Source organism: Paenibacillus hunanensis, assembly GCF_034055775.1.
GTDB lineage: Bacteria > Bacillota > Bacilli > Paenibacillales > Paenibacillaceae > Saccharibacillus > Saccharibacillus hunanensis.
In genome coordinates, this window is the sequence record NZ_CP139194.1 from 5056850 (window position 1) to 5070305 (window position 13456).

Annotated in this window: 12 protein-coding genes; 7 read left to right on the top strand and 5 right to left on the bottom strand. The window is 44.0% G+C overall.

The annotated features are described in order from the left end of the window. The first annotated feature begins 220 nt into the window (after nt 1-220). The gene (locus tag SK066_RS20610) at nt 221-985 is read left to right on the top strand and encodes a hypothetical protein (protein WP_320542816.1); all 765 of its coding nucleotides are present in this window, start codon (nt 221-223) and stop codon (nt 983-985) included. A 150-nt stretch (nt 986-1135) separates the two neighbouring features. Here SK066_RS20610 and SK066_RS20615 read toward each other — a convergent pair whose 3' ends face one another. After that, nucleotides 1136-1519: a hypothetical protein gene (locus tag SK066_RS20615; protein ID WP_320542817.1), complete on the bottom strand. Its 384-nt coding sequence runs from the start codon at nt 1517-1519 to the stop codon at nt 1136-1138. Nucleotides 1520-1722: 203 nt separating this feature from the next. Here SK066_RS20615 and SK066_RS20620 point away from each other — a divergent pair, with 203 nt between their 5' ends. From SK066_RS20620 to SK066_RS20635, 4 genes are all read left to right on the top strand, one after another. Then, nucleotides 1723-1893 (top strand): hypothetical protein, encoded by a 171-nt coding sequence (locus SK066_RS20620; RefSeq protein WP_188775655.1) that lies wholly within the window; start codon nt 1723-1725, stop codon nt 1891-1893. A gap of 701 nt (nt 1894-2594) precedes the next feature. Further along, nucleotides 2595-3953 carry a glycoside-pentoside-hexuronide (GPH):cation symporter gene (locus SK066_RS20625; protein ID WP_320542818.1) on the top strand — a complete coding sequence of 453 codons (1359 nt, stop codon included), beginning with the start codon at nt 2595-2597 and terminating at the stop codon, nt 3951-3953. A gap of 374 nt (nt 3954-4327) precedes the next feature. After that, nucleotides 4328-5101: an alpha/beta hydrolase family protein gene (locus SK066_RS20630; RefSeq protein ID WP_320542819.1), complete on the top strand. Its 774-nt coding sequence runs from the start codon at nt 4328-4330 to the stop codon at nt 5099-5101. 34 nt (nt 5102-5135) lie between these two features. Further along, nucleotides 5136-6122 (top strand): LacI family DNA-binding transcriptional regulator, encoded by a 987-nt coding sequence (locus SK066_RS20635; protein WP_250343740.1) that lies wholly within the window; start codon nt 5136-5138, stop codon nt 6120-6122. Between the two features lie 575 nt (nt 6123-6697). Here the strand turns inward: SK066_RS20635 and SK066_RS20640 are convergent. Next, nucleotides 6698-7357 (bottom strand): restriction endonuclease, encoded by a 660-nt coding sequence (locus SK066_RS20640; protein ID WP_320542820.1) that lies wholly within the window; start codon nt 7355-7357, stop codon nt 6698-6700. Nucleotides 7358-7772: 415 nt separating this feature from the next. Between SK066_RS20640 and rluF the strand changes: the two genes are divergently transcribed. After that, nucleotides 7773-8486 (top strand): 23S rRNA pseudouridine(2604) synthase RluF, encoded by a 714-nt coding sequence (gene rluF, locus SK066_RS20645; protein ID WP_320542821.1) that lies wholly within the window; start codon nt 7773-7775, stop codon nt 8484-8486. Nucleotides 8487-8654: 168 nt separating this feature from the next. Here rluF and SK066_RS20650 read toward each other — a convergent pair whose 3' ends face one another. The 3 genes from SK066_RS20650 to guaA form a co-directional block, all read right to left on the bottom strand. After that, complete coding sequence (locus SK066_RS20650; RefSeq protein WP_320542822.1) at nt 8655-9011, bottom strand: nucleotide excision repair endonuclease; 357 nt, start codon at nt 9009-9011, stop codon at nt 8655-8657. A 204-nt stretch (nt 9012-9215) separates the two neighbouring features. After that, nucleotides 9216-10232: an HNH endonuclease gene (locus tag SK066_RS20655; protein ID WP_320542823.1), complete on the bottom strand. Its 1017-nt coding sequence runs from the start codon at nt 10230-10232 to the stop codon at nt 9216-9218. 324 nt (nt 10233-10556) lie between these two features. Beyond that, on the bottom strand, nt 10557-12095 hold the full coding sequence (gene guaA, locus SK066_RS20660; protein ID WP_188775665.1) for a glutamine-hydrolyzing GMP synthase: 1539 nt from the start codon (nt 12093-12095) through the stop codon (nt 10557-10559). A 373-nt stretch (nt 12096-12468) separates the two neighbouring features. Between guaA and SK066_RS20665 the strand changes: the two genes are divergently transcribed. Then, nucleotides 12469-13146, top strand: coding sequence for an alpha/beta hydrolase (locus SK066_RS20665; RefSeq protein ID WP_320542824.1), 678 nt, complete (start codon nt 12469-12471; stop codon nt 13144-13146). The last annotated feature ends 310 nt before the right edge of the window (nt 13147-13456 follow it).

Below are 13456 nucleotides of genomic sequence, written 5' to 3' on the forward strand. Positions count from 1 at the left end.
AGCATAGAATTACTCGCTTGGCCCTCATCCTCCCCCATAGGATGCGTTGTACTTTACTCCATATTTTGAAGCGATTCTGCACCAGCAGATGACTTTGAAATATGGAGCTTTTTTATGTTATTTCCTAGTAATTTCATAAAAAGGTGTAACGATTACACGAAACGAGTCGTCTATAAGTATAAGTCGCAAATTGACAATCCCGATAAAAGGAGTGTTCAACATGAGATCGACCTACAAAATCACAACACTCGGTGCAGCTATGGCGGCTGTACTCCTGCTCGGTGCATGCAGTAATGAGGCTGCAACAGGTACCACTGGACAGACGAATCCCCCTGCTACCGGGCAATCGACCGCAGAGACAGGGACAGAGGCTACGACGACTGATCCAACTGCATCGACTGGAACAACAGATAGCGATGCGACAACCGAAAACGAGCCTGCTACCGAGGCAGCTGGCAGCACGACTGAAATGGGTACAGACGCAGAATCGACTTCTTCAGCTTCCGCTACACGTCCTGAAAAGGAAACATTCGAGCTTATGACAGAAGGCACACTTGAAAAGCGTACAGCCAAGCTTCAGCAGGGTGACGGTTATTCAATGTATGTATTTGATGCGTACACGCTGGACAAGCAAAAAAGCCGCTTACAGCTAACAGCCTTCCCTCAGTACCATGTAGAGATTACAAAGCTGGATAGCAAAGCGAATATTGACGAGCTACGCAAGCAAGGTAAAGAGGCATTAAAAAAATACGGTAGTGCGAAGGAATATAGCGGCGATCAGCTATACGAAGACCCGATGGTTGGAGCCAAGCTCTATTTGCAGGTATCCAGCGACAAAGGCACGTATGATTTTGTCGTATGGGAAGCCAAGGATGGGAGTCAGTATACATTCCTGATGATCATGCCACAGGGAGAAGCCTCGGAAACATTCCGTCTGCCTGCGGTAACCTCCCTGTCCACGATTGCAGCAGATTCCGCTTCTTGATTAATGCGATAATGTAGATGGGCAAGCAACGCTGGATAATGATAGATGGAAAATAAGGACTTTACGAGTGGTGCTTCCCTTAGTGGAGGCACCACTCACCACTCACCACTCACCACTCACCACTCACCACTCACCACTCACCACTCACGTTTAAGGATAATGAATCGAGCCCTTCACTGCAACACGCAAACCTTTACGTGTCTCCAATACACGCACTGGAACGCGCAACCCTTCCTGAAAGCGACTACGATGAATGGAATACACGATCACAGTGGCTGTCGTCTCCACCGGCAAACGAGTTCTCGATTCAATACGCAGACGCAATTGCAGCTCTGGCTGCCCGGAGTGATAATTCCCTGTAGGGATCACATCTAAAATATATCCCTGTGCCGCATAGCCCTCCTCCACCGTACGCTCCATATCATACTCACGATTCTCGCGCCGCTGTATGCGAGGTAGCACAACAATCGCAAACAGAAATAACACCAGCAAGCCGATGCAGCTCAGGATTAGTGTTAGAGATATCGTATTCATCGCTGTGCCTCCTTCCATGATGTTGCCTGATGCTTTAGACGTGCTGCTCTATGCTGCTTTATAAAAGTATCCTTTGTTCATTCCTATGTCCAAGCGTCACATGAATAGTTAATGGAGCTTATCTAGCCATCACATGGTTCATCATTTTGAATATTACCAATTTTGTTATATTATTGAATACAAATCATAAGGGGGTGAATAGGATGATATGCAAAGCTTGTGAAGGCAGTTCATTTATTCAAGCAACCGACTACATAAACCTGCGTCCGCTCGATAAAAAGCTCGCAATCGGTTCTGAGAAAATCTACACCGTGTGCGAAGACTGCGGCGAGGTCGCATCGATCAAAATTACGAATCCTGAAAAGTTAAAATAACCTGATGGACGAACAGGTAGAGCAAGAACGAAGACCTCTTGATGAGGTCTTTTTTATGTAGGATGGACGTATGGTATATCACGGTCAGCTATTCAGATGGCGTCTAAGCTGGTATGCGTTATATAAACCTATAACCTATACGCCTGTCTATAGTTAGACTCGGTATGAATCACCTTTGAGAGGTAGCAGTTAAGTTAAGCTGGTCTCTCTTTATATTATATCAGTCTATATCCGTCCTGGTGCTGATTCTTGTAGTCTAGTTAACCGCTTGAGGAATAGGTCAATCACTCTGTACATCATAGTATTCGATCTGATTATACGGCGGTAATATATGGCTGTAATGGACATAGACAATCTGCTTAGTGGCAAACATTGAATGACTAATCCTTGATAACTAATAAATAAGGATAGCATAGTGCATGGAATCTGTAAGATCGTTACTATGAAAACGATTGACATATATATTTTAACCAGAAAAATTACTCAGATTATTTAATCAATGATGATTACATTCGATAATATACGATATCTAACATTACCCCAGCTTATATCCCCTTTTCAATCTATCAAAATAATAACAATACTATAACAAAAATGTGGTAACGATTGACACATTACGAACCATGTATATAATAACTTATACGAGTAAGCGATTGCAAAATCGTTTTACAGGAACGTTTATGTTGAGGGGAGCATTAACGATGGGTAAAAAGCTAACGTTATTCAACAAGGTGTCGTATGGATTCAGCGATCTTGGTAACAATCTGGTCTTTGTCGCGGTGACGAACTATCTGATGTTCTATTACACCGACGTTGTGGGTATGGGCTTAGGTGCGATCGGACTGCTGTTTCTGATCATTCGGATTGTGGATGCGGTGTCTGGTCCTGTGTTTGGTGTGCTGGTGGATAAGACGAATACACGCTTTGGCAAGGTACGTCCGTGGTTTCTGTGGATGTCGATCCCCTATGCGATCTCAACGATACTGCTCTTCTCGATCGGCTCCTTTCATCAAAATCTCCAAATCCCGCTCGCTTATATCACATACGGCATTTTCTCACTCTGTTATGTTGGATTAGGCACCGCGATTAATGCGATCTTACCTAGCCTGAGTGCCGATCTAGGTGATCGTGCGCAGGCGAATATGTTCCGCAATATTCTCGGACAAACGGGCGGTCTGCTGTCGGGTCTGATCATTTTACCGTTAGTTACGCTGCTTGGTGGTGGAATTAATCAGCCTGGCTTTCTGAAGGCGATGAGCATCTTTGCCATTTTGCTGGCGATCTGCGAGCTGGTGACCTTTTTCGGTGTGCGTGAGCATGTGCAAGCACAGACTGACACACCGCCTACACTCAAGCAAAGTCTGAGTGCGTTACTGCCGAATCTGCCGTGGTGGACGATTGCACTGACCAATCTGGTCATTTTCCTCGGGGTCGTTGTCAAAATCTCGTCGATGGTGTACTTCTTTAAATATATTTTGAATAATGCAAATGATAGCTCGGTTGCGAATAGTGTGAATGCCGTCTCCATGATCATCGGTGCATTATGTATTCCACTACTTATACGTCGATTCAAAATGCGGACAATCGTTATTGCAGGACTCGGGATTGCGATTGCCGGGCAAGCCATTCTGTATATTGCTGCGACGGCTGTCTCGATTCCAATCGCGATGATTGGCATTTTCGTAAGCTCGTTTGGATTGGGGAGCGCGCAGAGTCTGATGTTCGTAATGACAGCAGAAACGGTCGATTATGGCGAATGGCGCTTTGGCGTACGCGCGCAGGGCTTCCTCATTTCCATGTCTACAGTGGGTGTGAATATCGGGGCAGGATTAGCAGGTGCGCTTACTTCGTTCGTGCTAGCTGCATATAGCTTCGTACCGAATGTGCAGCAGAGCGCGCAGGGAATCGCAGGCATTAATATGCTATTCGTTGTCATTCCAGCGATTATCTTCGCGATCTGTATCGGGTTGATCAGCTTCTATCGCCTGGATGCCGATTCCAAGCAAATGCATCAGGAGCTTGGAGAAAAGCGGCTGTTGCTCAATAAAAATCCAGCATGATCTGAAAATGGAAGGTAGAGGCATAAGTTGAGGATGTAAAGTGCGTTCTGGCAAAACAGCATAGGGAATGGTGTAAAGTATGGTTGATAGTTGTATGACTCACAAAAGGCGCGCTATTGAATCGCTATGGAATCTAAAGCCGATCAAATATGGCAGTCGTCTTATTAATATGAGCACTACGCCAAGTCATTCATTATTCTGTTAGTACGAACACCATACTAGATCGCTTATTATTGTATAACGCTACTCTATTACAACTTCTATTTCTAATTTCCGCTTCTTATATTTAATCGTAACGTTCCATTCTATACGCACATTTTATCTATAGGCATTCCAATCCATCCACTCATCACTCATTCAGGAGGTCATGACTCATGATGCAACCGATCACCACAACTATTAACGGTAAAACGCTACGCGGCACCGCTCATATTCCAGATAGACAGGGACAAAGATTCCCAACGGTGCTCATGTTCCACGGCTTTGGCAGTATGCGTAATGAGTATTTCTATGCCTTCGTGCATATGGCGCGACAACTGGAGGAAGCTGGCATCGCCTCCCTCCGTTTCGACTTTTCGGGTCATGGTGAAAGTGACGGGGAATTTTTCGATTTCACCTTTTCAAATGAAGTGCAGGAAGGAATCGAGCTGGTGCAGTATGCGCGTACGCTGGATTTTGTAGACGAGCAGCGTATTTCTCTGCTGGGGATGAGTCTCGGTTCGGTTGCAGCCAGTATGGTGGCTGGCGCGATTCCAGACCAGATCGACTCGTTATGTCTCTGGTCGCCAGCAGCGGTATTCACAGACGAGATTCTGGTGCGCGGCACACTGCAAGGTCGTAGCATCGACATTGTGCAGGAGCAGGGCTACTTCGACTTTAACAGCCTCAAGCTTGGCCCTGCCTTCTTCGAGGATGTAAAGCATATTCAGGTATACGAAGCAGTACGTCCATATAAAGGCAAAGTGAAAATTCTGCACGGCATCGACGACTGGATCGCACCTGTTGAGTATGCGCGCCGTTATGTGGACACGTATGAGCAGTATGTCGAGCTGGTCGAAGTCGAGGGTGTAGATCATAGCTGGGGCGATGTGCCAAGCCGCGCGCTGCTGTATAAGCAAACGCTTGATTTTTTTACCAGTAAACCGTAATATTCGATTGAACTAAGTGAAAGGAGGGTCACCTATGGCAGCTACATTGGACGAAGTCGCACAGCGAGCAGGTGTATCCAAAACGACCGTTTCCCGTGTGATCAACAATCGTGGGTACATTTCTACCAAAACCCGTAATCGGGTACAGGCCGCAATCGATGAGCTAAACTACCATCCCAACTCGGTGGCACGCTCCTTACTCGGCAAAAGCACCCAGCTCATCGGTCTCATTTTCCCGAATACGAGCAATGTATTCTATGCGGAGATGATCGAGCATATCGAGACCCGGCTATTCAAACGGGGCTATAAAACGATCCTGTGTAATAGCTTCAACGATCCGCAAAAGGAAGTCGAGTATCTGAAAATGCTACAGGGCAACCAGGTTGACGGTATTATCACGGGATCATTGAATGAAAATATTGCGGAATACCGTAAGCTGACCCTGCCGATCGTATCGTTCGATCGTTATCTAGGGAATCGGATTCCGACGGTAAGCTCGGATAACTTTGAAGGTGGACAGCTTGCGGCGGCAGCACTGATTCGTGGTAAGGTTAAGCGCGTGCTGCTGATCTCCACCAGTCTGAGCGAGATGTCACCGACGGATGATCGGATTAATGCCTTTGCAGAGAAAATGGAGCAGCAGAAGATTACGTATAAGCAGATTAATATTCCGTTTCAGACGTCACCGACGATGAAAAAAATGTTTATTCGGGATGAGATTCGGGAGTTCCAGCCGGACGGCATCATGGCGACGGATGATGCGACAGCGATGCTCGTGCGGTATCAGCTGGAGCTACTAGGCAAACGGGTGCCGCAGGATGTGCAGGTGATCGGGTACGATGGGACGCGGTTTATGCAGGAGGCGTTTCCTGAGCTGAGTACGATTGTGCAGCCGATTCCGGATATTGCGGAGCTGCTGATTGAGCTCTTGATTGAGCGGATTGAAGACCCGGAGAAGGAATTGGGCAAGCAGTATACGTTGCCAGTGGCGTTGTATGGTGGGGGGACGGCGGGGAGTTAATTGGATGAGGTACGTGGTTGGATTGTTTGCGTTGGGTGGCTATTGGGGTGAATGCATTGGGGTGGAGGTTAATTGCTCACATTAAAGGCTGAATGCAAAATAACAGTTCGGTGGGTGCTTTTGCAGCAACCACTCCGGGAAGGAATAAGGGGACGGACTCCGGTATCGCACAGGAATCTACGGAGTAGGAGTGAAATGTAGATTCCCGTGCTCAAAAGTAGTAAGATATTTTGCTTCGCAAAAATCACTTTCTATTGAACCCCGTGTTAGGAAATCACTAACACGGTAAGTCGTCCTTTCCCCTTATTTCCTTCCCTTCGTTCTGGTGGGGATGCCTCATATATCTCTCTGCGTTTCTGTTTCTATATCTTTAAAATCTTACTTTTAGAAAAAGCTTTAAGTACAGGTGAAACATGTTAAGCAGATGGTTAGAACTAAAATGCTCAAAATCAGTAGAGCAGTTTAGACTACGTGACAAAGTATGTAGAATTAAACACATCCTTGTATAGAAGGCATACGATTATAACTCTTACTCCTCGGTCTATTGCTTTTAAATGTCCCCATTACTTCTATGGTCACTTTGCTTTTCGCAGTTCATTCACTCGCTTCTCCGCTTTATAATCCTTTTTAATATCACGTAGAACGGGATCGTTCATCTCGCTCCATGTTTCTAAGATCATACGTGGTTCGGCTTCGATGCGGTTTTTGATGGCTGTGTGATCATCTTGTTGAAGTGCTGCAATGATCGCAATGAGATCGCTCCGATCTAGGAGCTTGACGTGATTGATTCCTGCCAGGGTTTCGCATGGATCTGTGAATTTGGATGATGTGATGACCATGGACTTTTTCGCTTTGTAATACCTCATGGCAGAAAAAGCCTCCTGTACAGCGCCCAATCCTACATGATTATCTACAGCATAACGCTTCGCTTGGATGACGTTTCGGATACCTTCCCGATCTGTGAAGATTACATCTGCACCAAAATCACGACTTCCCTGCGTTTTATACACACCATCATAGCCCAGCTCCAAGAACAGTCTATACAGATATACTTCAAATTCAGAGCCATCTTGCATTTGGTCAATGTGGTTAATCGTGATATCCTTCAAATTGTATTCTTTTAGATCCTGTGGGCTGAGCTTCTTTGGTTTGTGAGTTTTCACATAATATATGACTCCGACAATTACTCCGAGAATGATTAATGTGATAATAATAGCTAATATAAAATCTCCCAAATGATTATTCCCTCCAGCTATGTAATTGCTCATCCATTCTTGAATGCAATTCTGTCGAAGATGATTATTCTGGATTAACGACATTAGAATAATCATCACCCACTTCTTACTGGATGAACAGTAAAATCATACCATGTTACTTAGCAATTTAGAATAGACGACAACTATAAGAACCGATAATTGAACTAACCACACAATGGAGCATGATCCATTTTAGTGCGGGTATATTATATTCAGTCACCTATGTTTTTGTATGTACCCTACATCTCTTTACATAGCAGTCTACCTTTCAAAAACGCAACAAAAAGGGTATCCTAGAGATAGACTGAAGTGAATCAGGCTCTACCATCATGCTGTGCAGTATAGATCAGCAACGATACAAGCCATTGTGGAACAACAGAAAGGTGTGTCAACTGTGCGAATTAATAAATATATCAGTGAGTCGGGTGCGACTTCTCGCCGTGGGGCAGATAAATGGATCAATGAAGGGAAAGTAACGATCAACGGCGTTGTTGCCGAGCTGGGTAGTCAGGTGCAGCCGGGTGACGACGTACGCTATAAAGGTCAAAAGATCGGTGCCGAGCAGAAAAAAGAGCATGTGTATATCGCGCTGAATAAGCCCGTTGGGATTACGAGTACGACCGAGCGACATATTAAAGGGAATATCGTGGATTTTGTTAATCATCCGCTGCGTATTTTCCATATTGGTCGTCTGGATAAGGATTCGGATGGGCTGATCCTGCTGACGAACGATGGGGATATCGTAAATGAGATTTTGCGTGCGGAGAATAGGCATGAGAAGGAATATATCGTTACCGTGGATCGCCCAATCACTCATGCTTTCCTGCAAAAGATGGCATCTGGTGTGGAGATTCTGGATACGGTGACGCTGCCTTGTAAAGTGACACAGCAGTCGAAATATGTATTTAAAATTATTCTGACGCAGGGATTGAACCGTCAGATTCGCCGGATGTGTTCGGCGCTGGGGTACGAAGTTCATGGACTGCGCCGTACGCGGATTATGAATATCCAGCTGGGGAGTCTGCCTGTGGGCAAATGGCGTGATTTGACGGATAAGGAACGTGAGCAGTTGTTCCGTGATTTGGATTATACGCCGCGTCCGTTGTGAGTGATTTTTAGAGGAATGATGTACGGTCTGTAGCCATGATTTGAGTACGGTTTAGCGGAATGAATTATGATCAGATGGATCGTAAATGAATACAAGAAAAGCTGCTTCCTTGATATTGGGAAGCAGCTTTTTCTTATGTCTGTCAGCGGTATGATGCGGATTCGTAGTTTACTTGTAAAATACCTTGTCCACATTGTAACGCGCGTGCAGGCTGTTGATGATGTATGTCTCATAAATTTCGCGCTCCGTTGCATCCTCTACGATGCACACATCGATACGAGTGACTTCGTCACGATGGTTTTTGATCGGCGAAACGGTATCTTCAAAATGCTTTTTGATACGCGGTCTGAGTTTGCGAGCTTTGCCGACGAACAGCAGTTCATCTTGCTCGTTGTAGAACATGTAGATGCCGCCAAGTTCGCGGGTGATGAGGTGGAAATCGGTAAAACCGTAGATGTGGCTGAGTTGTGGGTTACTTTGTTTTGTAATGGATACGTCCGGTGTAGGGATCGTGATTTGGATCAAGTGGTGGTCACTTCCTTTTTTGATGTAGGGGGTTATTTTAGCATAGATGAGATGGGATGAGTATAGTTAAAAAGTATTTCCAATTTCATTAATATTAGCAATATATGCTATAGATACGTAATGGAACGGCTATTTTCTCTATCATTCAACTAAAATACCTATTAAAATTCTATCTATTTTAAGCCGCAATATTTACAATAAAACTTATATGCTTTTTTTCACGATCTGTTTAAGTTCTTCAACACTGAGAACATTATCTTTCTTTCTATGCACCATTCGATGACAATTAGCACAAAGAGGAACCAGATCTGTTTCAGGATTTATTTCCATCGCCTCTTCTAATGTACTTAATGGCTGAATATGATGAACCTCTATAAAGTCTTTTCCACGATCTCCATAAGTGTCTTCAAAATTAAAGCCACAAACATAGCAGTCTAATCCATGCTTTTTAATTGCTAATTTTCTATTATTTAAATCTCTCTCATAACGTTTACCGTAGTAATATTGAACAGCACCTTCAATTCCACGTCCTTCTTCTACTTGCTCAGCTTCAATATCATCATTAATTGCATTTACTAAGGCAGTATTATCTAATAAACTTAACAAACGCACAGGTTCTTCATAATCCTTACCTTGTTCACTTAATATTCCTATAACTTCCTGTAATTCTTTCCCTTCAAATAAGCCCTTATAATCCGCTCGGATTCCTAAAAAATGAAGTATCCCCATTGATTGAAAACCTTTACTATTCTGACTATTAAGTCCAAGAATAACTTCATCAAGTTCTCTATGTTGTAACCCGTTAACGATATGTTCAAAAATAATATTTGCTTTTAAAATATCACTATAGCTATTAAATTCTCGAATTCGACCACTGGGTTGTAATGGTGGCAAGTTAGTTTTTTCATTATCTATTTCATAATTGAACTCATGTAATCTATTTTTGGCAAGTTCTAACTCTTCTATAGTGAACAAAGGCCTAAACTTCTCTCTTAATATTATTGCTTCAGTTGATAAATCCAATCTATTTAATTCCCATAAATTATTGAATCCACTTGAAGTTTTAACTATAAGCTTTTTTGCTACTACATATCCTCCTTCTTCTAATAACATTCGGTTAAATTGAGTTGGGTTGTAACCCAAACTTCTGGCTTCTTTTGCTGCCTTTAATAGTTCTATATGTAACTCCTTTTTTAATTCCAATAAGTTCGGCTCTATCATAAACTTAGTTCCTCCTGATTCACTATAGATATTAAATTCAATTCAATGTTTTAACTCTACTACATTATAACTAGCAACTTTTAATATACCCAAGATAATAATTTCGCCATACTTCTCAAATCTTTTTTTATTACCTTATCTACATACTATTATATAAATTTAGTAAATTATACATATATAGAAGTGAAAAAATTTATAGCATAATAACATTTACGAGGAATTAGCCAAATAAATGTTATTAAAAAAGACACCCTCGTATTTAGATAATTTATCATTACGAGGATGTCTTTTAATTTAATTATTAAAAAAATAATTACTTTCCCCCTACTCCCACTCGATCGTAGCCGGCGGTTTCGAAGTAATATCATAAACAACCCGATTCACATTATCCACTTCATTCACAATACGCACCGAGATCTTCTCCAGCACGTCCCACGGAATACGTGCCCAGTCCGCAGTCATGCCATCAATCGAAGTTACCGCACGGATACCCACTGTATACGAGTAAGTACGTGCATCACCCATAACGCCAACGCTCTTCATGTTCGGCAGCGCTGTGAAGTACTGCCAGATTTCGCTTTCCAGACCTGCCTTAGCGATCTCTTCGCGCAGGATGTAGTCGGAATCACGAACGATGGTCAGTTTGTCTTCCGTCACTTCGCCAAGTACACGAATCGCCAGACCTGGACCTGGGAAAGGTTGACGCCATACGATCGCACGTGGCAGGCCGCATTCTTCGCCGACTTTACGTACTTCGTCTTTGAACAATGTTTTTAGTGGCTCTACGAGTTCAAATTCCATATCTTCTGGCAGGCCGCCAACGTTATGGTGGGATTTGATCGTTTGCGCCGTAGCTGTACCACTTTCCACGATATCCGTATACAGGGTACCCTGTGCCAGGAAGGCAAAGTCGCCCAGCTTTTTGGATTCTTCGTCGAATACATAGATAAACTCGTTACCAATGATTTTACGTTTTTGCTCTGGATCGTCTACGCCAGCGAGCTTGGACAGGAAGCGCTCCTGTGCATCGATTTTGACAACTTTCATATCGAACTTACCGACAAACGTCTCCATTACGCTCTCGGCTTCGCCTTTACGCAGCAGACCGTGGTCGATGAACATACAAGTGAGCTGGTCGCCGATGGCTTTGTGCAGCAGGATCGCTACGACGGAAGAATCTACGCCGCCGCTCAATGCGCACAGTACATGCTTGTCGCCCACCTGTGCACGAATATCTGCGATCGTGTCGTCGATGAAGGTCTGCATGCTCCACTCGCCGTGACATTTACACACTTCGTACAGGAAGTTACGGATCATTTCGTTACCGAACACGGAGTGACGTACTTCCGGGTGGAATTGTACTGCGTACAGCTGACGTGCTGCATTACTCATCGCTGCGATCGGTGCAGACTCCGTGCTTGCATCCACGACAAAGCCTTCTGGCAGACCTACAACATGGTCACCATGGCTCATCCATACGGTGTGACTTGCTTCCATTCCTTTGTTCAGCGCGCAATGCGGCATGAAATCGACATCGGATTTACCATACTCGCGTTTTGCAGAACGTTCTACTTTACCGGACAATTGTTGAGCCATGAGCTGCATACCGTAACAGATCCCGAAGATTGGCACATTCAGGTCATAGATAGCCGGGTCCACATGCGGAGCATCTTCTGCGTACACGCTCGATGGGCCACCGGAGAAAATAATTCCTTTTGGAGCCAGTTCACGAATTTTCTCGACAGGGGTGTTAAAAGGCAAAAGCTCACTGTATACGCCAAGGTCACGAATACGTCTTGCAATTAACTGATTGTATTGTCCACCAAAATCAAGGACAACGATAATTTCATTTGGACTGTTCATTATGTGCCTCCCACTTTTCAATGAGTCTAATTATACCTATCCCTAAAAGAGACCGTCAAGGCTTGTCGTACCTAGATTTCAGCATTTTTCACATGATTTCATTGTTTTTTTCATGACTGATAAATGAGACGCTTGGATATGACGTACACATCTGGTAATGAGCTTCCATTATTATAGAAGAATGTTGTTGCTTTACCTGATGCGGATATACGCATAGCCATGAAGTAACTGGAGCCATACCAAAGGGATATGCCTGCTGCTCTGCCAAACTTTTCATTGTGTAGGATAAACAGTTATGATAAGAATCTAGCATCTGGTAATCATAAGCGTATTCTACAATAGTTTACATTAAATAAAATCAAAGGAGCTTATTGTGAAAGTATGTCTTCTGATCCACGGATTCACCGGAGGAGAGCATGAAGTCTCTCCGTTAGCTGAATATTTAGAAGCGCAAGGGTATACGGTTAAAATGTTCACGTTGCAAGGGCATGGCGGCAGTAAAGCCGATCTGCGTAGTGCTACTCGGCATGATTGGATTAATGGGGCTGAGTTCGAGTTAAAGCAATTGCTCACTACCTATTCTAAAGTACACCTGATCGGCTTCTCAACCGGCGCACTCATTGCGGCTCATCTGGTCTTAAAGTATCCGGACCAGATCGGCTCGTTAACGATGCTAGCTGCGCCTGTGTTTCCACTCAATCCGCAGCAGATCGTTCGTACCTTAGCGAAGTGGCCTATGGTGCGGGCGTATATTCGCAACTTCTTCGTAGTGCCTTCTAGAGCCACACGCGAATTTTATCGGATGGTTAGTGAAAGCTTTGCGGTCTATCCTCGTATTCACATTCCTGTACTGATCGTGCAGGGAGATCGAGATCATCTGGTCAAAATGAAAAGTGCTACGTATCTTGCCCAACATCTAGGTACACGAGATACTGGAGTCATGATTGTGCCTCATAGTGGGCATTTGGTCTGTTATGCAGAGCGTAAACATGATGTTTTTGAAGCTGTGCGTGTCTGGGTGGACACCCATCATACTACGTCTCTAAAGTGATGGACTGCTGCTGAATATCCGCAGCAACACTACCTACCTGTACTTGCTTTATCGTGTCGTTAGCATTTGACTGTAGCGTAACCAGCAGTTGGGAAAGTAGGTTCATCGTGTATCCCTGTTCAACCAGATATGGTGAAGTCGCTGTTGATGGGATTAACTGATATCCCCTTAATCACATCGAAGTGGGGTTGTATCTGTTGCAGTATATGTAATGAAAGAATCGATACGATAGCGTATCCTATAAACATATGACTGGAAATTTCCGTTATTATAGAAGAAAGCGATTGCCCCCTCTTATACAGACATGGGC